Annotated in this window: 25 protein-coding genes and 2 pseudogenes; 7 read left to right on the forward strand and 20 right to left on the reverse strand. The window is 63.0% G+C overall.

Annotation, left to right across the window (positions count from 1 at the left end; all coding sequences use genetic code 11):
* Positions 1-18 precede the first annotated feature (18 nt).
* The 3 genes from OKW41_RS00380 to OKW41_RS00390 all read left to right on the forward strand — a co-directional run bounded on the left by OKW41_RS00380 (position 19) and on the right by OKW41_RS00390 (position 1,672).
* On the forward strand, positions 19-438 hold the full coding sequence (locus tag OKW41_RS00380; RefSeq protein ID WP_429450584.1) for a group II truncated hemoglobin: 420 nt from the start codon (positions 19-21) through the stop codon (positions 436-438).
* A 36-nt stretch (positions 439-474) separates the two neighbouring features.
* Positions 475-1,083: a hypothetical protein gene (locus OKW41_RS00385; protein WP_429571165.1), complete on the forward strand. Its 609-nt coding sequence runs from the start codon at positions 475-477 to the stop codon at positions 1,081-1,083.
* 76 nt (positions 1,084-1,159) lie between these two features.
* On the forward strand, positions 1,160-1,672 hold the full coding sequence (locus OKW41_RS00390) for an ankyrin repeat domain-containing protein (protein ID WP_429571166.1): 513 nt from the start codon (positions 1,160-1,162) through the stop codon (positions 1,670-1,672).
* A 9-nt stretch (positions 1,673-1,681) separates the two neighbouring features.
* Here the strand turns inward: OKW41_RS00390 and OKW41_RS00395 are convergent, their stop codons facing one another.
* The 5 genes and pseudogenes from OKW41_RS00395 to cyoA all read right to left on the reverse strand — a co-directional run bounded on the left by OKW41_RS00395 (position 1,682) and on the right by cyoA (position 6,725).
* A complete protein-coding gene (locus tag OKW41_RS00395; protein ID WP_429450589.1) occupies positions 1,682-2,764 on the reverse strand; it encodes a fatty acid desaturase in 1,083 nt (360 codons plus the stop codon).
* Positions 2,765-2,869: 105 nt separating this feature from the next.
* Positions 2,870-3,202 carry a cytochrome o ubiquinol oxidase subunit IV gene (gene cyoD / locus OKW41_RS00400; RefSeq protein ID WP_090811308.1) on the reverse strand — a complete coding sequence of 111 codons (333 nt, stop codon included), beginning with the start codon at positions 3,200-3,202 and terminating at the stop codon, positions 2,870-2,872.
* Positions 3,203-3,815: pseudogene (gene cyoC / locus OKW41_RS00405) on the reverse strand (cytochrome o ubiquinol oxidase subunit III).
* 3 nt (positions 3,816-3,818) lie between these two features.
* Entirely contained in the window at positions 3,819-5,825 is a 2,007-nt protein-coding gene (cyoB, locus tag OKW41_RS00410; RefSeq protein ID WP_429571167.1) for a cytochrome o ubiquinol oxidase subunit I, read from the reverse strand.
* A 3-nt stretch (positions 5,826-5,828) separates the two neighbouring features.
* Positions 5,829-6,725, reverse strand: coding sequence for a ubiquinol oxidase subunit II (cyoA, locus tag OKW41_RS00415; RefSeq protein WP_429571168.1), 897 nt, complete (start codon positions 6,723-6,725; stop codon positions 5,829-5,831).
* 105 nt (positions 6,726-6,830) lie between these two features.
* On the opposite strand from cyoA, the gene OKW41_RS00420 reads away from it, so the two are divergent.
* Complete coding sequence (locus tag OKW41_RS00420) at positions 6,831-7,106, forward strand: hypothetical protein (RefSeq protein ID WP_429450599.1); 276 nt, start codon at positions 6,831-6,833, stop codon at positions 7,104-7,106.
* Between the two features lie 96 nt (positions 7,107-7,202).
* Here the strand turns inward: OKW41_RS00420 and hemN are convergent, their stop codons facing one another.
* A complete protein-coding gene (gene hemN, locus OKW41_RS00425) occupies positions 7,203-8,606 on the reverse strand; it encodes an oxygen-independent coproporphyrinogen III oxidase (RefSeq protein WP_429454480.1) in 1,404 nt (467 codons plus the stop codon).
* Positions 8,607-9,451: 845 nt separating this feature from the next.
* On the opposite strand from hemN, the gene OKW41_RS00430 reads away from it, so the two are divergent.
* The 3 genes from OKW41_RS00430 to OKW41_RS00440 all read left to right on the forward strand — a co-directional run bounded on the left by OKW41_RS00430 (position 9,452) and on the right by OKW41_RS00440 (position 10,978).
* On the forward strand, positions 9,452-10,123 hold the full coding sequence (locus tag OKW41_RS00430; protein ID WP_429450601.1) for an OmpW/AlkL family protein: 672 nt from the start codon (positions 9,452-9,454) through the stop codon (positions 10,121-10,123).
* A gap of 291 nt (positions 10,124-10,414) precedes the next feature.
* Positions 10,415-10,723 (forward strand): ArsC/Spx/MgsR family protein, encoded by a 309-nt coding sequence (locus OKW41_RS00435; protein WP_429450603.1) that lies wholly within the window; start codon positions 10,415-10,417, stop codon positions 10,721-10,723.
* Between the two features lie 18 nt (positions 10,724-10,741).
* Positions 10,742-10,978 carry an FmdB family zinc ribbon protein gene (locus OKW41_RS00440; protein ID WP_090811320.1) on the forward strand — a complete coding sequence of 79 codons (237 nt, stop codon included), beginning with the start codon at positions 10,742-10,744 and terminating at the stop codon, positions 10,976-10,978.
* Between the two features lie 391 nt (positions 10,979-11,369).
* On the opposite strand, the gene OKW41_RS00445 is transcribed toward OKW41_RS00440, so the two are convergent.
* The 14 genes and pseudogenes from OKW41_RS00445 to OKW41_RS00510 all read right to left on the reverse strand — a co-directional run bounded on the left by OKW41_RS00445 (position 11,370) and on the right by OKW41_RS00510 (position 19,669).
* The gene (locus OKW41_RS00445) at positions 11,370-12,212 is read right to left on the reverse strand and encodes an SIR2 family NAD-dependent protein deacylase (RefSeq protein WP_429450605.1); all 843 of its coding nucleotides are present in this window, start codon (positions 12,210-12,212) and stop codon (positions 11,370-11,372) included.
* 10 nt (positions 12,213-12,222) lie between these two features.
* Positions 12,223-13,386: a DegT/DnrJ/EryC1/StrS family aminotransferase gene (locus OKW41_RS00450; protein WP_429450607.1), complete on the reverse strand. Its 1,164-nt coding sequence runs from the start codon at positions 13,384-13,386 to the stop codon at positions 12,223-12,225.
* Complete coding sequence (locus tag OKW41_RS00455) at positions 13,373-13,651, reverse strand: hypothetical protein (RefSeq protein WP_429571169.1); 279 nt, start codon at positions 13,649-13,651, stop codon at positions 13,373-13,375. The genes OKW41_RS00450 and OKW41_RS00455 overlap by 14 nt, the downstream gene beginning before the upstream one ends.
* Position 13,652: 1 nt before the next feature.
* A complete protein-coding gene (gene nifT / locus OKW41_RS00460; RefSeq protein WP_007177241.1) occupies positions 13,653-13,871 on the reverse strand; it encodes a putative nitrogen fixation protein NifT in 219 nt (72 codons plus the stop codon).
* A gap of 114 nt (positions 13,872-13,985) precedes the next feature.
* The gene (locus OKW41_RS00465) at positions 13,986-14,234 is read right to left on the reverse strand and encodes an aminotransferase class V-fold PLP-dependent enzyme (RefSeq protein WP_429450609.1); all 249 of its coding nucleotides are present in this window, start codon (positions 14,232-14,234) and stop codon (positions 13,986-13,988) included.
* 77 nt (positions 14,235-14,311) lie between these two features.
* Positions 14,312-14,683 carry a hypothetical protein gene (locus tag OKW41_RS00470; protein WP_429450611.1) on the reverse strand — a complete coding sequence of 124 codons (372 nt, stop codon included), beginning with the start codon at positions 14,681-14,683 and terminating at the stop codon, positions 14,312-14,314.
* The gene (locus OKW41_RS00475) at positions 14,680-14,955 is read right to left on the reverse strand and encodes a nitrogen fixation protein NifZ (protein ID WP_429450612.1); all 276 of its coding nucleotides are present in this window, start codon (positions 14,953-14,955) and stop codon (positions 14,680-14,682) included. The genes OKW41_RS00470 and OKW41_RS00475 overlap by 4 nt, the downstream gene beginning before the upstream one ends.
* Positions 14,952-15,332 (reverse strand): nitrogen fixation protein NifZ, encoded by a 381-nt coding sequence (locus OKW41_RS00480; protein ID WP_184053466.1) that lies wholly within the window; start codon positions 15,330-15,332, stop codon positions 14,952-14,954. The genes OKW41_RS00475 and OKW41_RS00480 overlap by 4 nt, the downstream gene beginning before the upstream one ends.
* A complete protein-coding gene (locus OKW41_RS00485; RefSeq protein ID WP_429450616.1) occupies positions 15,325-16,044 on the reverse strand; it encodes a 4Fe4S-binding leucine-rich repeat protein in 720 nt (239 codons plus the stop codon). Before OKW41_RS00485 ends, OKW41_RS00480 begins: the two co-directional genes overlap by 8 nt.
* The gene (locus OKW41_RS00490; RefSeq protein WP_429450618.1) at positions 16,041-16,622 is read right to left on the reverse strand and encodes a hypothetical protein; all 582 of its coding nucleotides are present in this window, start codon (positions 16,620-16,622) and stop codon (positions 16,041-16,043) included. Before OKW41_RS00490 ends, OKW41_RS00485 begins: the two co-directional genes overlap by 4 nt.
* A 15-nt stretch (positions 16,623-16,637) precedes the next feature.
* Positions 16,638-17,045 carry a HesB/IscA family protein gene (locus OKW41_RS00495; protein WP_429450620.1) on the reverse strand — a complete coding sequence of 136 codons (408 nt, stop codon included), beginning with the start codon at positions 17,043-17,045 and terminating at the stop codon, positions 16,638-16,640.
* A 50-nt stretch (positions 17,046-17,095) separates the two neighbouring features.
* Positions 17,096-17,290, reverse strand: a complete 195-nt coding sequence (locus OKW41_RS00500) for a 4Fe-4S binding protein (protein WP_429450621.1) — start codon at positions 17,288-17,290, stop codon at positions 17,096-17,098.
* Positions 17,291-17,330: 40 nt separating this feature from the next.
* Complete coding sequence (gene nifB / locus OKW41_RS00505; protein WP_429571170.1) at positions 17,331-18,926, reverse strand: nitrogenase cofactor biosynthesis protein NifB; 1,596 nt, start codon at positions 18,924-18,926, stop codon at positions 17,331-17,333.
* Positions 18,848-19,669: pseudogene (locus tag OKW41_RS00510) on the reverse strand (sigma 54-interacting transcriptional regulator). Before OKW41_RS00510 ends, nifB begins: the two are co-directional and overlap by 79 nt.
* Positions 19,670-19,889 lie beyond the last annotated feature (220 nt).

Raw genomic sequence — 19,889 nt, forward strand, 5'->3', positions numbered from 1 at the left:
TATTGCGTTGATCGCGCCATGGACACACCAGCCACCCAACCTTCGCGACCCGTGCCACGCGAGACGCACTTCGACCGTCTAGGCGGCGAGACCGCCGTCATCCGCCTTGTCGATGCGTTCTATCGGCACATGGATACGCGGGCCGACGCGCAGCGCATTCGCGCGATGCATCACCCAGACCTGTCTTCGACGAAGGCCGTGCTGGTGCTGTATCTGTGCGAATGGCTCGGCGCCGACAAGCGGTACTCGGCACAGCGCGGCCAACCACGGCTGCGCATGCGTCATGCCGCATTCGCGATCGGCACCGCCGAACGGGATGCGTGGCTAGCTTGCATGCGCGCCGCGTTCGACGAGACGGGTGTCGATCCGGTGCTACGCGATGAACTGATGCAGGCCTTTTTCAAAATCGCCGACCGGATGCGCAATACGCAGACGTGAATCCCTCTTCAACGCTGTTTAACCCAAGGATCTGTGATGACCGAAACGCTCGCGCACAAGGAGATCGACGACACCGCGTTCGCCCGTCTCGAACATGAAGGCCGTCTGCTCAACCCGGTTCTCAAGGGGCTGACGAACAAGTTCGGCCGGGTCGGCTTCCGCGGCGAACTTGCGCTGCGGTTTGCCCCAAAGCTCGCCGACGAAGCGCGGCCGCCGGAGCTGACCTGCGATCAGGTGATGGCATGCGCGACGATCGGCCATAAGCACTTGCCGTTCTTCGCCGGGTATCTGTTGAGCTTCGAACATCTGAAGGACGTGGCCGAGGTGCTCAGCGACACGCTCTCGGCGGACGGCAAGTACTTTCTGTTTTGCGACAACATCGACCTGAGCAAGCGATATCAGGTGCCGTACAAGGGCGCGATGTTCTATGTGCTGCCGATTCTCGAGTCCACCGTCTACAACGAGATGCTCGAACTGCTGTACCTTGAAAAGAACGAATTGAAGAAAAAGGACTCAGGCGGCAAGCTGGATGCGGTAGCGGACGCGGCCACCAAGTTCGACGTGACCTTCGACACGATCACCTACAGCGAAGGACTTGAATTGATGGGGCCGGTGCGCAACCCCAACGAGAACCGGCCTGTCTGAGGCGCGGGTCCCGACTGCTGCCGCCCGCACGGCTGCGCCAACCGATGTTCCCTTGCACCCGAACGCGACCATGATCATGCACACCGACACTGCTTTCGTCGTCCGCGAGCGCCTGGCCTCGCGCGTTGTCCGGAACGCCGATCCACAACTCGAAACGATCGTGCCCGCCGCACTTTCCACGTGGCTGGCGTACCACGGCTTCCCTGATCCGCATTCGCGCTGCGTGAACGGCGAAACCCCGTTGATGCGCGCCGCGCAGCATGGCGAGGACGCGGTCGTCGAAGCGTTGCTCACACTCGGCGTACGCGCCGACGCGCTCGATGACGACGGCAACCATGCGCTCTGGTTCGCGTGCCTGCACGGCGGCCCCGCGACCATCCTGCGGCTGATCGACGCCGGCGCGCCGATCGACCATGTGAACGACGACGACATCACATGCCCGATGCAGGCAGCCGCGAGCGGTCGCCTCGACGTCCTGCAGATGCTGCTTGCGCATGGGGCGAACGCAGAACTGTGCGCACCGGATGGCCGCAGCGCGCTCGACATGGCAGCCGACCTCGGGCTGCAACTGCTGCTTGCTTTCGGATGACAGGCTTTGTTAGCGAGTCTTAAGAAGGACGTGCGTCGCGCGACCAGCGAAATCGGTCCACTGATCAGTCGAAAAATCGTATAGTTTGCAGCCTCGTGCGGTGTCGAAGTACCAACGCCACGAAAACCGCTGCACGACGATCCGTTCCGGAAGCATCGCTTCGAGGGTTCGCTGAGCATCGACGAGCCCGTATAGAGGGAGACTCATGTCGACGTGATGCGCGGTGTGCTCCATGATGTGATGAAACAGCGCGCCAAAACGCCAGCGAAAGGTCAAGTGCACCGTCGTGGATACGAACGGATCCGAACGCCCCCATTTCGCGCGATCGTCGTACCAGCGGATTTGCGGATGCGTGTGGTGCGCGTACACGACGAAACCCACCATCGCGCACCAGAACAGGAACGGCACCCCGAACCCGCATGCGATTGACGGAACCACCCCCCGCTGCGTCGCGCGAGCGATCCACGCGAGCGCGCCGATCCACAGCAGTGCGAACACCGATACCAGCGTGCAGTCACGGAAGAACACGGGGCGCCGGGTCGGCATTGCGGCCCGCGACGGGAAAAACATCTTCGTCCACCAAATTTCGATCATGTAGTAGAGACCGGGCGCCCAGCCGCTGCGATAGATACGTTCCAGTGCGCGCCGTGGCCCACTCAAGGCGCGATATTCTTGGATCGTCAGCGGTGCCCACACAAAATCGACGCCTTTCAGGTTCGTGTAGCCGTGATGCACCACGTTGTGACCCACTTGCCACAGGCTGTACGGCGTGAGCGACGGCAGGAAGGCGATCCGGCCCAACCAGCGGTTGAGCGTGCGGTGCCGGGTCAGGCTCTCATGACATGCGTCGTGACCGATGACGAAGAGCCGTCCGATGACGAAGCCCGCCATGCATCCGAATACGGTCTTCAGCACGAACCCGTGCGCGAACACGCTCGCGGCGAGCGCACACAATAGCAAAACGTAGTCGAACACGAGCAGCAGAAGCGCGTAGGCGGTGCGGCGTTCGGCGAACGGTGTCAGCCACGAGCGGATGACCTTGCGATGGGGCAATGGCTCATTGGCGGGAACGGGGTGATTCGGACTGTTCATGAAGAATGACCGGTAGAGCGGTGCAGCAAAACACTACGTACGCGGTCGACGGCTGCATGCCGTGTCCGCGATGATGTGACCAGACAGTTTCGCGCTGGTGGCGAGTCAGCGCGACATCATGTTCATGCTGACATTGTGCATCACCCAGATCGTGCCGAAGATCAGGAACAGCGCGGCGAGCGCGGTGTAGCATAACGCCAGCACGTTCCAGCGCTGGCCGCGCGACAGGTCGAGATGCAGGAACGTCACCAGATGCACGACGATCTGCACGAACGCGAGCAACGCGAGCGCCATAATCGCGGAGCCGGACGGCAGCAACCGTTGCGTGACGATCGAGAATGAGCCAGCAGTCAGCGCCACGGCAAGCACGAAACCGGTGATATAACCGGCGACGTCACCACGCGAGGCGGTCGTGGACGTCGAGTGTGAATGGACCATTTAGAGCATGCTCCCGAGATAGACAAACGAAAACACGCAGATCCACACGATGTCGAGGAAGTGCCAGAAGAGGCTCAGGCATGTCAGACTCGTGAGGTCGCGACCGGACAGTTCAGGCGAGCGGACGACATGCACGACGAGCACAGCCATCCAGACGAGGCCGGCTGTGACGTGCAGGCCGTGGGTGCCAACCAGCGTGAAGAACGACGACAGGAAGGCGCTGCGACTGGGCCCAGCACCGTCGGCGACTAGGTGCGAGAACTCGCGCAGCTCTAACGCGAGGAACAGCGCGCCAAGCACGAACGTCACGAGGAGCCAGCAGATCACGGCACCACGCCCCTGGCGCTGCGCGCCGAGCATCGCGAAGCCGTAGGTGGTGCTGCTCAGCAGCAGCGCGCCGGTTTCAAGTGCGACACCCGGGATGTCGAACAGGTCCCGTCCGGACGCACCACCCCCCCGCGAACTGGTGCGCCATTACGGCGAACACGGCGAACAGCGACGCGAACAGCACGCAGTCGGTCATCAGGTACAGCCAGAAGCCGAACACGGTGGGCGTTGGGCCGTGGTCAACGCTCGACCTGCCGTGATGGACGAGTAATGCAGATTGCGTCATGGATCAGGTCTCCGCGGATTCGGGTAATTCAAGGGCGGCCGGGGTGGGTGCGCTGCCGCGTCGTGCTTCGATTTCGCGCACGCGCGAGGCCGGAATCACGTAGCCATGGTCGTCGCGGAAGCTACGCGCGATCAGCGCGGCGACGATCGCGACGAAGGCCAGCACGGCGAGCCACGTGATGTGCCAGACGCCGGCGAAGCCGAGCACGAGGCTGAATGCGCCGATCAGGAACCCGTCCGCGGTGTTCGACGGTAGGTGGATGTCCTCGTAATGCGCCAGTGCGGCATTTGCTGCGCCGCTTTCCTTCATGTGCGCGAACGCGTCGAGTTGGTGGACGACCGGTATGCGCGCGAAGTTGTAGACAGCGGGCGGCGACGCGGTGGCCCATTCGAGCGTGCGGCCGTTCCACGGGTCGCCCGTCAGGTCGCCGTATTCCGGCTCGTTGCGATGGATCACGCTCACGACGACCTGGGCGATCTGGTGCACGACACCGAGTGCAATCAGCACCACGCCGCATGCGGCGACGAACAGCCAGGGATGCCAGGTCGGGTTGTCGTAGTGATTCAGGCGCCGGGTCATGCCCATGAAGCCGAGCACGTAGAGCGGCACGAACGACACGTAGAAGCCGACGAACCAGCACCAGAACGCCCGCTTGCCGAGCTTCTCGTTAAGCTTGAAGCCGAACGCCTTCGGGAACCAGTAATGGAAGCCTGCGAGATAGCCGAACACGACGCCGCCTATGATCGCGTTGTGAAAGTGCGCGATCAGGAACAGGCTGTTGTGCAGCACGAAGTCCACGCCCGGGATCGCCATCATCACGCCCGTCATGCCGCCGATCGTGAACGTGACCATGAAGCCGATCGTCCACAGCACGGGTGCGGTGAACTCGATGCGACCGCGGTACATCGTGAACAGCCAGTTGAAGATTTTCACGCCCGTGGGGATCGCGATGACCATCGTCATAATGCCGAAGAACGCGTTAACGTCCGCGCCGGAACCCATCGTGAAGAAGTGGTGCGCCCACACGAGGAATGCGAGCACCGTGATCGCGCACGACGCGTAGACCATCGTTCTGTAGCCAAACAGCGGTTTCTTCGCGAAGGTCGCGATCACTTCCGAGTAGATGCCGAACGCGGGCAGCACGAGGATGTACACCTCCGGGTGGCCCCACGCCCAGATCAGGTTCAGGTACAGCATCGCGTTGCCGCCGAGCTCATTTGTGAAAAAGTGCATGCCTGCGTAGCGGTCGAGGCCGAGCAGTGCGAGCGTCACGGTTAGGATCGGGAACGTTGCCATGATCAGCACGTTCGAGCACAGCGCCGTCCACGTGAACACCGGCATCTTCATCAGCGTCATGCCGGGCGCGCGCAGCTTGACTATCGTCACGAAGAAGTTGATCGCGGTAATCAGCGTACCGACGCCGGAGAGCTGCAGACTCCAGATGTAGTAGTCGACCCCGACGCCGGGACTGAACTGCAGCTCCGACAGCGGTGGATACGCGAGCCAGCCGACCTGCGCGAACTCGCCGATCACGAGCGACAGATTGATCAGGATCGCGCTGATCGCCGTCATCCAGAAGCTCAGCGAATTCAGGAACGGAAAGGCGACGTCGCGCGCGCCGATCTGCAGCGGCACGACAAGATTGAAGAGGCCGACCATCAGCGCCATCGCCATGAAGAAAATCATGATGACACCGTGCGCGGTGAATATCTGGTCGTAGTGGTGCGGCGGCAGGTAGCCGGGGCCGTGAAACGCGATCGCGAGCTGAAGCCGCATCATTACGGCGTCGACAAAACCGCGCATGAGCATCAGCACCGCGACGATGATGTACATGATGCCAATCTTCTTGTGATCGACGCTTGTCAGCCACTCGGTCCAGAGCCACTTCCAGCGGCCGAGCTTCGTGAGCGTGACGATGACCGCCAGCACGATGAGCGCCATGAACGCGGCCGCGCCCATGATGATCGGCTGATCGAACGGAATCGCGCCGGGCGTGAGTTTTCCAAACATGGCTTACTCCGTGGTCTGCGTGCGACAGGCGGCGTCGCGGAAGGCCGTGACGTTGCCGTTGTTGTATCGGGCAACGATGTTGCGAAACAGGTGCTGGTCGATCGATGAGAAGTAGCGTACCGACTGCTTCTCGCTCGGCTTCGCGACTTCGGCGTATTCGTCCATGCTCAGGCGGTCCGGCGAAGCCTTGACCTTCCGCACCCATGCGTCGAAGTCGGTGGCGCTCGTCGCGAGCGTGCGGAACTTCATGTCGGCGAATCCCTTGCCGCTGAAGTTGGCGGACATGCCTTCGAAATTTCCCGGTGCATCCGCGATCAGGTGCAGACGGGTCTGCATGCCGACCATTGCATACACCTGGGTGCCGAGTTGCGGGATGAAGAATGAGTTCATCACCGAGTCCGACGTGATCCGGAAATTCACCGGCGTATCGACTGGCACGGCGAGCTGGTTCACCGACGCAATGCCGAGGTCCGGGTAGATGAAGAGCCACTTCCAGTCGAGCGCGACCACCTCGAGGTCGATCGGCTTCACGCTCGACTGCAGCGGCCGGTACGGGTCGAGCTCATGCGTGGTGCGCCACGTCAGGATACCGAGGTACAGGATGATCAGGGCGGGGATCGTCCAGCAGACGATCTCGATCGCCGTCGAGTGCGCCCATTTGGGTGCATAGACCGCGTGACGGTTCGACGCACGGTAGCGCCACGCGAAGAACAGCGTCAGCAGGATCACCGGGATCACGACGATCAGCATCGCCCACGTGGCGGTGGCGATCAGCGACTTCTCGGCCGCGCCGACGCTCCCTTTTGGATCAAGCACAGTCAGAGCACATCCCGATAGACAGGCGCTCAATGTCGTGACGATCGCTATCGACCGTTTCCTTAAGGCTTTTCTGTCTGTCATAGTGGTTAAGTCCGGGTTGTGGCACTTTTGACCTGAAACTGGCTTGACGCATGCGGCATCACACTCGCAGCGTCATGGTCCGACAACCGGCCAGCTTTGTGATTGATGTCGATCAAGGATGAACAAAGCGGCGGGGTGCGGTGCACTGACGCAGTGCGCGGGCAAAATCAGGCGATCGCTCATGTCTTCATGGCTGAACAGAAGCAGAGCCAGGCTGCGAGGGATGGCCTCGATCTGGCAATCGAGGGTCGTGACGGGCACGTGGCGCGGAACGAAGGACAGACTTTACGGCGCCCGTGTGAACAGGGGAACACCTTGCTGACGGTGCGGTTTGCGGGTAATGCAACGCTCGCAGCATTCTCGATGCGCGGGACAATCTGATCCGGATCAGCGAATACGCACCTTGGCGTTGCTATTTCGGAGTTCGACGAACACGTCTCGTCGCGTTGTTTGCGCCAGCCGCCGGCGGTCGTGCCGCTAGATCAGTTTTGACCAGGACGAGCTCGAGGGGCGCTCCAGATAACCGTCGAACACCATGGCCACTGCGCGCACGAAGAACCGGCCTTTTGGGGGAATCGAGATGCCGTTTCCATCGATGCTCACCAGTCCCGCCTCCCGGTATGGTTCCAGGGCGGTAAGCTCACTTGAGAAATAGCGGACGAAGTCGATCTGATGCGCTAGCGAGATCGCCGCGAAATTCAGCGGCACGCTGCACATGAGCGTCATGATCACCTCCCGACGCAACGCATCGTCAGGCGATAGGGAAATTCCGCGTTCGACCGGAAGCCGGCCTTCGTCGAGTGATCGGTAGTAGCTTTGCAACGAGCTCGTCGACTGGCTGTACGCGCTGCCGATCTTGCCGATGGCCGACACACCGAAGCCGACCAGATCGCACTCCGCGTACGTCGTGTAGCCTTGGAAATTACGATGGAGGCTACCGTTGCGCATCGCAATGCTCAGCTCGTCGTCGGGTCTGGCGAAATGGTCGAGACCGATATAGATGTATCCGGCATCGAGAAAGCGCTGGGCCGAGAGCATAAATATGCGCAGGCGCTCCTCGGTCGATGGCAATTGGGCTGCGTCAATTAATCGCTGGGCCTTGAAGCGGTCTGGTAGGTGCGCGTAGTTGTAGAGCGCGACGCGATCGGGCGCCAGCCGGATCACCTCGTCTAGTGTGTGGGCAAAGCTGGCGACAGTCTGCTGCGGCAAACCGTAGATCAGGTCGACGTTAATTGAGAGAAATCCCGCATCGCGTGCGCCGCTGAGTGCGCGTTCCACCACATCGAGTGGCTGGATGCGATTGACAGCCTGCTGGACGTCGGTAGCAAAGTCCTGTACGCCGAAGCTCGCTCGGTTGAAGCCGAGGCGCGCGAGTGGTGAAAGCGTTTTGGTGCTGACGGTTCGCGGATCGATTTCGATGGCGAGTTCTGCGTCGATCGCGAACGCGAAGCGGTTCTGCAGTTGCTGGACAAGCTCTTCGAGCTCGGCAACAGGAAAGAAGGTCGGCGTTCCACCGCCCAGATGCAGCTGCACGGTTCGCCGGTCAGGTCCGAGATGTGACGCGACCAGGTCCATCTCACGAACGAGGTAGCTCAGATATCTAGCGCTGCAGCCATGGTCGTGCGTGATGACCTTGTTGCATGCGCAGAAGTAGCAGAGTGATCTGCAAAACGGCAAATGAACATATAGCGAGAGCGGCGGATTATTCTCGGCAGTAGCACGAGCGGCAAGCTGACGTTCGTATGCCCGCTCCTCGAACCCGGGGTGAAATCGATCTGCGGTGGGATATGAGGTATAGCGAGGCCCCGAACGGTCGAAGTGGCGAACCACCTCCGCGGGAATCTCCGGACTGTCAGGCGTTCGGGATGCCGCTTCCCGCATCCGCGTGCGCTGCTTCGGCTGATAATCTGCTTCGCGGTGTATTCGTTTCTTCATCCCCATCTCCAGAACCTTCCGCGCGGACAGCGCCGCGAACACGGTTGCCCCGATTGTCCTGCATGGAGCCCGGAAAGCTCTGATCTGTGTCAATACGAGGTGTCGTTAGCGCGATAGTCCTGTGTAGGTGAGAGGCGAGGCGCGGGACGTGTTCATGATATACACGGACGTTCGTTCTGGAATAGCGCTACGCTCAGGCGCGCAATCTCGCGAAGCCGGCCGCCTGAAATTATGTGCCTGCGACCGGGCAACGGGACGGCACGCCCCGGCGAGCTCGTGTTGATGGTGACGGCAGAGCCTGCGGCCGAGCGTCCAGAAGTGCATCCAGGACGGGAAGACGTCAGATACGGGCGGGTCGGGTGCGCTAGATAGCCTTGACAACGGCTTCTTCGGGAAGCTGACTGGCTTCGCCCGCGGCACGAATTGCCATTGATCTGCCGTACAGCCTGAGTGGTCGGGCACTGGGTACGCGACGCGTGTCGCGCGGCGCTTTCGCACCCGCCAGATAGATCTGAACTGCGGAGCATCGCGCATGGCTGTGCGGTTCGGCGGCTGCAGGCAGTTTGGCAATGGCTGCGAAATCGGTCCTCCGGGTGCGAGAAACATCTTGGGTACCAGTCAATGCGGTTGAAGGCCCATAGTCCGTCCTCAAGGCTCCCGCTATCTCGACATTCCTACGCGTGACCCGATGTCGCAACTTGACTTCGGGCTCGGGACCGGTTGATCTTGCGCAAGGGCCACCCTGATTTGCGCGTCGACAATTCCCCGCATACATCAACAAGGGGAAAGCGATGAAGCTGATTAAGGCCGTCATGATCGTGGCAAGCCTGTGCGCTACCGGTTTGTTCGAAGTGCTGGCATACGCGGATGACGTAAGCGCGAACGGAAGCACGATGGCAGGCGAGGTGCGGGCGGATGGGATCCACGCCGGTGACGTGCTCGTGCGTCTGCGTGCCATCTCGATCGAGCCCGAAGTACACACCAGCGGCACGTTGTCGTCGCTCGGCGTGGGTGTCAATAACGCACTCGTGCCGGAGTTGGACCTGACCTATATGATCCGCGACGCGATCGGCATCGAGCTGATTCTCGCCACCTCGCGGCACCACGTGACGTCTGGCCTCGGCGATCTCGGTGGCGTGAACGTGCTGCCACCGACGCTGCTGCTGCAATATCACTTCAACCATGCTGGCATGATCCGACCGTATGTCGGCGCGGGGGTCAACTACACGTACTTCTACAACGACGGCCTGAGCGCGGGCTCCGAAGGTATCCAGGTATCACGCAGCAGCTTCGGTCCGGCGGTGCAGGCTGGCGTCGACGTGCAGATCACGAAGACCGTCTTTCTCAACGCGGATATCAAGAAGATCTGGATGCACACGGACGCCTCGGTCGGCGATAGTTCGTTGGGCCGGCTGGACATCGACCCACTGGTACTGGGAATAGGCGTCGGGATGAAGTTTTAGCGAGCGCAGCTAGTGTCCCTTTCCGTTGTTAAGTGCGCACGCTGCTCGGGCTGGGCGCCGATCCGGCTGTGCGTTATCAGGACGACTTCACTGCCATCGACACGGCGGCCAGCCTCGACTGCCTGCAACTGCTGCGTCAAACCTGAGAACCCCGGCAATGGCCCACCTCATCCAAAGGCCCGGCTGCTCCGGCAATGCGCGCCAGAAAGCCCTGCTGCGCATAGCCGGCCACACACTCGACGTGCGCAACCTATTGAGCTGGCTCTGGACCGCCGCACGCTGCGGGCCTTCATGGCGCCGCGGCCGGTCAGCGAGAGGTTCTACCGCGCGGCACGGCGCATCAAGTCGAGCGAAGTGGTGCCGGAAACGATCGACGCCAATGTCGCGCTGGCGCTGTTGCTGGCCGAGCCGCTGCTGATCCGTCGGCCGCTGATGCAATGCGACGAGCGCCGCATGGTCGGCTTCAATGCGGCCTTGGTGCACACCTGGATCGGGCTCGGCGCGCACGCACCGGCCCCGGACATGCCGCACGAAGGCTGCGCCGCAATGACAGACCACAGCTCGCACCAACGGGCGATCCGCTGCGCCCCATCCACCTGAAACGGAGATCTGATCACTATGCCCCTGTACGACTACCGCTGCGCGGCCTGCGGCCACGCATTCGAAACGCTGGTGCGCGCCGGCCACACGCCCGTCTGCCCGCAATGCGGCGGCACAGCGCTGGACAAGCAGGTCAGCGCGCCGGCCTCGCCCGGCAAGAGCCGCGCGATCATCTCCCGCGCGCGGCGTCAGGCGGCGCGCGAAGGGCACCTCAGCAACTATTCGCCGGCCGAGCGCCGCAAGCTGCTGCGCTGAGCCCAACGGGGAATCGCGCTGTCGATGTATATGAACCTCGAGGGCGCCTACGGGATGGCACTCAGTCTCACCGTCTTCATGGCCGGCACGCTGGATCAGACCACCGCCGACAGCCTGCTGGAACGCGCGAAGGGCATCTGCCCGTATCTCGACGCGTGGCTTCGCAACATTGCGTCAGCACGGCCGCCCTCGCGCTCGCGCGCTTCGATGACCACGACGGAAACGTCCTGCGCATGCAGTACGCGCGCCAGCGCGAGGCCGAGTTGCCTGCAGCAGAGTCGCGCCGGCGGCAACGTCGTAGGTCTTGCCCGAAGGCAGTACGGTCAATGTGGTCATGACGGCGATCTTGATAAAAGGCTACGGATAAAGAACGATGGATAGCGGCCACGCTTCACGCGGCCAGTGCGGGTTGCAAGGCATCCACCAACGCTTCGGCGAACCCGCCCAGCGGCATCGCGATGCACGTGATGCCCTGCTCTTCGAGAAAGCGCGCCTCCGTACGCGTCGGTTCGTCGGACAGCACGGCCCAGTGCATGTCGGAGGAGCGCTTCATGATCTGGCGCGCGAAACTGCGTGTGAGCTGGTCATCGAAACGGCAGCCCAGAAACAAAAAACTGCGACCGCTGCGCCACGCCTGCACGGCGGGCGGAATGGGCGTCTGGATATCGATCTCGGTCATGACTTCGACGAAGTCGCTGTCAGAGACCAGGTAGTTAGAGGCCGGCGCATGGCCGCCAATCGGCTTGTAGAGCAGCGCGCCCGAGGCCGGCACGTCATCCAGCAACGCGCCGTCTGCGCTATAGGCCGCGAACCAATGGCCGAAATGCTCGGCCTGCGACAGCCCCTGCAACTGCGCCCAGCCGCCCTGCGGCCGCGCCTGCGCCAGCGCGCAGGCGAAGGTGTCGTCGTACCAGCTGTCGACAACCAGCCCGGCGCCGATCGCCGCCAGCGCGCAATGCAGTGCCGACGGCGTCGGCGTCATGGCGAAGGCCTCATTCATGACGCTCACCAGCGACTTGCGATGCTTGAAGTTTTCGATGAACTGCGCCGCCTGGGTCAGCCGGGTGCGGATCTTGTGCAGCACGCTGACCTTGGCCGTGATGATTTCGGCGAGCGCGAGCGGCGTGGCAGGGACGGCCGTATCGGGGCACAGCGCGAGCAGCGCCGGTCCCAGGTACGGAATGACGCCGCCCGCACACAGGCGTTCGGCGATGGTCTGGACTGAAACGGTCATGGAGTGCGCCTCACAGATAAATGGCGGCGCCAGCGCCCACGTTGGTCGCGGTGTCTTTCAGCGTCTTGACGATGTACTTGACCTGGTCGGTGTCGAGCAGCGTGTGCAGCGGCAGCGCCAGCGCGCGATCGCCGATGCGCTCGGTGTCGGGCAACAGGCCGCTCTTGCGGCCGATCGCATCGCCCGCGTTCATGTAGTGGAACTGCTGATGCAGCGGATGGCTGTAGGCCACCGTCTCAATGCCGCAAGATTTCATGTCGTCGATCATTTGGGCGCGCGCGCTCTGCGTGAAACGCTTGCCCAAATGCACAACATAGAGCATCCAGTGCACTTCTTCGACGTCCTCGGCCACGTAGGCCGGCTTGATCCCTTCGAAGCTTTGCATCTCTTCGTGATACCAGGTCTCGACCTGCTTTCGCTGCGCGAGGCGCGTGTCGAGTTCGGCCAGTTGCGCGAGACCGAGCGCGGCGGTCAGATCACTGATGCCCGCCTGCAGCGGCACCCGCGAGCCGACCGAGACGGACGCGCGGTCCGTGACGCGCCGCTCGCGCAGATAGCGCAGTTCATGGACGAGTTCGTCATCGTCGGTGACGAGCATGCCGCCCGCTCCTGTGCACAGCGCGGACGGGCTGGAGAAGTCGAACACTGATACGTCGCCGAAACAGCCGACGTTGCGGCCCCGGTAGCGCGAGCCCAACGCCTCAGTACTGTCTTCGATCAGCCGCAAGCGCTGCGCGTCGGCCAGTTCGCGCAGCAGCGCCCACGCGGCCGGGTGGCCGTTGGTATTGCCGGCGAGGATGGCGCGCGTGCGAGGGCCGATCTTCTGCGCGGCTTTCTCGGCGCTCAGACAACCGCTCCAGTAGTCGATGTCGGCGAACACCGGCACGGCTCCCACCAGCGTGATCGCCTGCGCCACCTGATGCCAGGTGTGCGACGCGCAGACCACCTCGTCTCCCGGGCCGATCCCCGTCGCGCGCAACGCAATCCAGGTGGCGAGCGTGCCGCTCGCCACCGCGACCGCATACTCCCGGCCAACCCAGCCCGCAAACGCGCGCTCGAACGAATCAAGCATCGGCCCGTCGCTCCAACGCGAGGATTGCAGCACCGCGTTGACGAGATCGATCTCGCGCGCCGCGCAAGCCGGTTCGCTCAACGCGATCTCATCGATTTCCATGCGCCTTGTCCTCAGTCAGGATCAACGCATCGGCCTCTTCAGGCCGCTGCGTGATGGTCCTGTAATACCCGGCCGATATCGCGAAATAGATACTGCGCACACCGGACCGGAGCGCTGCTGTCTCGTCGCGCATCACCGTTGCGCTGACATGCATTGTGCGCACCTCGGGATAACGTTCGTGCCATTGCGCGGCAGCGTCGCGTAGCGTCGGTGCCGTGCGGAGCAGGTCCGCCGCGGAGTCCAATTGCTCGGCGTTGAGGCTCATCTCACTCCTCCACGCCAGCAATGCGCCGCGCTTCGACCGTGATGGGCAGTGGCGTATCGTCGGCCATCGCGGGCAATTCGAGTTGCCAGCCGTTCGCGAGCGTGACGAGACCGCCCCACATCCCGGGCTGCGCCATCGCGACAATGGGCTCTTCCAGGTCCTTCTTTGGCACGTAGGCGCTCAGCGCGCCCTTGCTGTCCTTGCGGATCATGACTTTCATGGTTGCGGACTCCGGAGATTGATGACAGGTTCAAACCAGGTTCAAGCGGGATGCGCTGCTTCCTCCAGCAGTGGACGAAGCAAACGCCGCGTGCAGCCAGCCCACGCGCCAGCTTCAGGTGCGCTGCATGTTCGATCGCGCTGATACGCCACGGTGCCGGCCCTCCGGCGCCGCCGCGTGCAGCCCGCACACGGCCAGGTGATTGGCTTCGGTGGCGCCGCTGGTGAAGATCAACTCTGCGGGCTTGCAACCGAGCGCTCGCGCGAGCGTCGCGCGGGCCGCAGCGAGCGTGCCCTTCGCCTGCTGCCCGACGGCATGCTGCGACGACGCGTTGCCCCACACATCCGTCAGGATGGACAGCATCGCCTGCCACGGCGGAGGCTGGCGGCATGGTCGTGTTGTGGTCGGGATAGATCGTCGCCCGGCTCCGTTAGTTTGCTTCACGGCCAGAACACGCATTCGCGATCGATGCACAGCGTGTCCAGCAGCTCGGCCAGATCGGTGCTCTCATGCTGGAGCATCCATCGGTGCGACGCATGATCGCGCGCGCTCAGGTGCCACATACCGTCTTCATCGCGCGTGAGCCAGGCTATGTCGATCAGCCCGCCATTCGCGTCGACATTGCGGGAGCAGCACGGGCTCTCGACACGGAACCCCTGCCCATCGCGCAGCACGCGCGGCAGCACATAGCGGTAGCGGGTACGCTCGCGCAACGCTTGCTCGATCTGGCGCTGGGTCAGGTCGAACGGGTGGCCCGCGCGCAAACCGTCGCGCGGCGCCGCCGCTTCTGGCGCGCTCGCCTGAACCGTCATGACATGGCTCCTTCTTCGGGTAGCAGGCCGGCGGGTGCGGGCGCAATTTCATACTCCGTGCATCCGACGACACAGTTGCCGAACTCCACCAGATAGACCGGCTCGCCGCTCTCAACCACCTGGCCGACGTTGACGATTTCGCCGACCGTACCCGCCTCGGCCAGACAATCGTCCTGGCCGCGCTCCGGAAAGCTGCCGTCGTTGCACAGGTCATCCAGCGCGATCACGCGCATGCCCCACTGATAAGCAGGCTGAACCGGTTCGATACTCATGCTGACGGCTCCTGCGGTTGCGACGTTTCCGGCTGGACCCGCGTGCCGATCTTGTGCAGCGCTTCCGCCCGCTCGCCCAGGCCTTGCAGCACGTCGTCCGGCAGGTTGTCGAGCGTGCATAGCTCTTTCGCGCGCATGCCGACACGGTGGCCGCTCTCGACGAAATACACCGCGTAGATATAGAACTGCTGAAGGAAGGTGTCGATGCTGGTGACGTAGCCAATCTCGCCCTTGTTCACCAGCACTTCGCCGATGTCCTTGCCGTTGTAGGTGCCGTCGTTGCGGATCACCGCGCGTGCGATCACGCGCTCGCCGTAGTTGAAACGCGGGGGAAACGCGACCTCGATCAGGTCGTCGTCGCGGTTGATGTCAGCCATGCTTCACTCCTGCTGATCGTTGCGTCTGTCCGGTGGTCATCACGTTAGCGACCTCGCCCGACTGCCGGCGCTGCCGCGCGAGCGCGCGCACCTCTTCGTCCGCGTCATCCAGCAGCGACGCCACGATTTCGCCAGCGGCGCGCCGCGCGACTTCCCAGCGCACTCGCCAATCGGGATCGAACGCGAGGCGCGATAGCAGCGTCGCGGGCAGACGCTCGGCGACGATGCGGCGTACCTCGACCTTGCTGTCGTCGGCAATACGCAGCAACGCGGGCATCTCAAGACGCTCGGCCAGTCGCATCCGGACTACGCGATCAGGGTCGCCGATCATCTGCGGCAGCAGCGCGAGCGGCAGACGCTGCGCCACCCATTCGCGCACGCCGTAGTCGGAATCGCCCCGCATGCCGACCAATGCAGCAGGCGACAGGCGCTGCGCCACGCGAATCCGCACCTCGCGATGCGGATCGTGGATCAGGCGCGCCAGTTGCGCCTGCGGCAATCGCAACGCGAGCTGCAGCCGGACCATCTCGTCCGGGTCGCCGAGCAATGCCGGCACACAAAACACACCGGCGTGACTCTCTGGCCCGCAACCGTGCTCCGCCGGCAACTCGCGGAACCGCACGTACCCGCAGCCGGCGCAGTCGAGCGGGCCGCCCTGCCAGTGGCGCGGTGCAATGTCGCCGCCTGGTACGCGCACGTTCTGTACGCTCATGGTTGCGTCCCCGTCCAGCCGCGCGTCGGATACGCACTCAGCGCATCCATTGCATCGTCGGACCCGACGCCGGTCTCATGACGATCCAAGACCTGCGAAAGCAGCGCGCCCCCCACCCGGTCTTCGGGATCGAGCCGGCGCAATTCGCGCAGTAGCATGCGCGCTTCTTCAAAGTCGCCGAGACGCATGTTGAGGTACGCGAGGCCCTTCAGCGTGAACAGATAAAAACGCGCGGCCGCGTCATAACGCGTGGTCACGATCGCGGCCGCAAGCGGTTCGTCGCCGAAATCTGAGCCCAGCGCGGTGCGGGCGACCGCCAGCGCGTCTTCGCCGATCGCACGTGCCTGCGCCAATTGATGGCCGTAGAAGTAAAAGCGGTACAGCGCGATCAACGGCACCGGATGGCGCGGCGCGGCGGCGCGGGCGCGTTGCAACAGCGCGAGCGCCTCGTCGGGGCGCTCGCGCAACCGACCCGCCTCGGCGATCAATGCATTGACGCCTGACGGCAAGCCGCCGCCAATCGCGCTCTGCGCAAACGCGGTCATTGCGTCGTCGAGGGCACGGTCGCCTGACTCCATCGCCATCGCTCCTCTTCAGGAGATCTGACGCGGCAGCGGCGGCCGCCCGCGGCCAATCGCGCTGACATCGATGGTCGCCACGCTCGGCGGCGCCGACTCCGCACTGCTGCTGCAACCACAAGCGACCTGGTTCGGATTGGAGAAGATAAAGCCGGACTGAGTTGGCGTGTCGGCGAAATCGATCGTTATGCCTTCGAGCATCAGCCGGCTCTCAGCCGGCAGGAATACGCGCAGGCCGTTGATGTCGAGTTCCTGTTCGCCTGGTTGCAGCGCCGGCTCGGCGGTGAATTCCGCGGTATAGCCGGAACAGCCGCCGGCGCTCACCACAAGACGAAAGCCGGCGCCAGCCGGCAGGCCCGAAAAGCGCACGATACGACGCATGAACTTCTCGGCGGCGCTCGTAACAGTTACGTTGGACAGCATGATGCGTAGTCTCCTGATGGATGAATGGCCGGCCCGGCCACGAGCCAGACTCAAACCTGAACGATGCAGCCGTCCACGGGACACACGGCGACGCACTGCGGGTCGTCGTAGTGGCCTTCGCATTCGGTGCATTTCTTGGGGTCGATCGCGAACACGCCGCCTTTCTCGCTGATCGCGACATTGGGGCATTCGGGTTCGCAGGCCGAGCATCCCGTACAGGTGGACGCAATTATCTTCAGAGGCATGGAGGCTCTCCTGTTGTCCTGTCTGGAAGGGTGTGGGGTGTCACGCCGCTGAGGCTGACGAGGTGTAAGCACCCTGGCGGATCGAAGCATCGCCGCGGTCCCGGTGCACGATGGCGCCGCTGGCGATGCGACTGCGATAGTCGTTGAACCAAGCAAGCACCGCTTTTTCGATAAATTCGCCGACGTACTGATCGACCGGCTCGATGCCCGCTTGCGCCAGTTCGTCTTTCGGGCAGGCGCCGATCTTCGCGACCAGCACCGCGTGGCAGTCGTGGAGCGCGCGCACGACCGACGGTAGTTGCTCGTCGTCGCCGTAACCGCCCAGGCAATACAGGTCCACCCGGCGATGGCCGACGAACAGCGCTTCGGCTGCCGAGACCTCGAAGATCTGAAACTCCGTGACGTGCCCGAAGTGCTCGTTGACCCGGCCGCCGCCCTTCGTTGCGACCGCGACCAGCGCCTTCATGCCGTCGGCGATGCCGATCTCGCGAGAGACAGCCAGCGCTTCCTGCTTCGCGTCGTGCTGCGCCTGACGCTCGGCTTCGACGCGCTTCTGGTATTCACGGCGGCGGTCGAGGTCGTAGACCACTTCCATCTGCTCGATCTTGTCGAGCGTGAAATCCTCGCTGCGGTCCTCGCCCAGCAGGCCAACCGCATCCGCGCGGCACTGGCGGCAATGACGCATCAGGTTGGCGCCGCCCATGCAGGCGTCCTGCACGGCCTTGAGTTCCTGCGCAGTCGGTCCGCGCTGGCCGCTCAGGCCAAAGTGAGTGCCGTGCTCGGGCTCCGAGATCAGCGGCATGATGTTATGCAGGAACGCGCCGCGTTTCTTGACGTCGCGGTTGACCTCGATCAGGTGCTCCTCGTTGATGCCGGGAATCAGCACCGAGTTGATCTTGGTCAGCACGCCGCGTGCGGTGAGCATCTCGAGACCCTTCATCTGCCGGTCATGAAGGATGCGGGCTGCTTCGTAACCGGTCACGCGCTTGTGCTTCCAGAAAATCCACGGATAGATTTTCTCGCCCACCGCCGGGTCGACCATGTTGATGGTGATTGTCACGTGGTCGATGTTGTACTTGCAGATTTCGTCCACGAGGTCGGGCAACGCCAAGCCATTGGTCGACAGGCACAGCTTGATGTCCGGCGCCTGTTCCTGCAGCATCCGAAACGTCTCGAAGGTCTTCTTGGGGCTCGCCAGCGAATCACCGGGACCGGCGATGCCAAGCACCGTCATCTGTGGAATCTCGCTTGCGACCGCCACGACCTTCTTCACTGCCTGTTGCGGCGTTAGCTTCTGAGAGACCACGCCGGGACGCGACTCGTTCGCGCAGTCGTATTTGCGGTTGCAGTAGTTGCACTGGACGTTGCAAGCCGGCGCCACCGCCACGTGCATGCGCGCATAGTGATGATGGGCTTCTTCCGAGTAGCATGGGTGATTCTTGACCTTCTCCCAGATGTCCGGCGGCATGTCGTCGAGACTACCCGACGCGCCGCAGCTGGCCTTACCCTCGCCACCGTGCGTGCCGCAGCCGCCACCGGTGGACGGGTCTTCGATCTTCACGCCGAGCGGTTTAATCTGCCCGATGCTGATATAGGCCGCTGCGGGCAAGTCGCTCGCATTTGAACTCGCTTGCATGGATATCTCCTCGCAACCAACGGCGGCCGCGCGCAAGCCATAGAGCCAGATCCATGCCACTCGACAAGAACGCCAGGAATCAACGAGTTAGGATATATTTCGCAGTTCTGTTTGATCCCGGCGCGCGACGTATCCCTACAATTTCGTTGCGTCGTGTCGGTGTTGCGACAAATCTCACACGACCCGGACAGCATGTTCTGAACCAGCGAGGCCTGAAACGACGGCGAGATATCGCCGATCTCGTCAAGGAACAGCCTACCGCCGTGCGCCAGTTCGAAGCAGCGCTTACTTGGCCCCTCCGCGCCGGTGAACGCACCGTTCTCGTGGCCGAACAGCTCGCTTTCCCGCAGGCACTCAATCAACGCCGCGCAATTGCCCCGACGAACGACTCGCTGCTGTCTGGACCGCGCCACCCATGCAAACAGGAGCGCCGGTTCATCGTTCACGTTGGGCACGATCACCCCAATGCCGCTCCTTCACGCGCGGCCGACGGTGCCTTCGCCGGGCCGGAACTGAAGACGCTACTGCTCGTCACACGAAAGACCCGTAGCGCTCAGGCCGCGCAGTTGCCCGTCCGGTTCGGCCAGCACCACAAAGGCGCGCCGCCACTCCATCGTCTGCACAAAATAGTTCAGGGACTCGCGGAAGGCTTTCGCCACATCGAGCGACGAAACCAGCGTCTTGCTCACCTCGTAGTTGCCGTCCAGCGCTTGCCGGGCAACGCTTGCCTGAATGTTCACCATTGACTTCCCCTTCGTGCGCTGAGCGCTTTCGATGTACCAGCGCAAGGCGCACGATCGACGCAAAGACACAGCGTTTGAAGTAAGCGCATTTCTACGCGAGCCATCGCGCATGGCAATCCCGCGCGCGTAACGACAAATCCGACAAAAAGAACGGCGGCAATCCTCACTCGTCGGGCGCATCGACACAAAAACAACAGCGAAACAACAGCGGCCCAACTGA

Origin of the sequence: Paraburkholderia sp. UCT70, assembly GCF_050434085.1 — a bacterium.
GTDB classification, from domain to species: Bacteria; Pseudomonadota; Gammaproteobacteria; order Burkholderiales; family Burkholderiaceae; genus Paraburkholderia; species Paraburkholderia tuberum.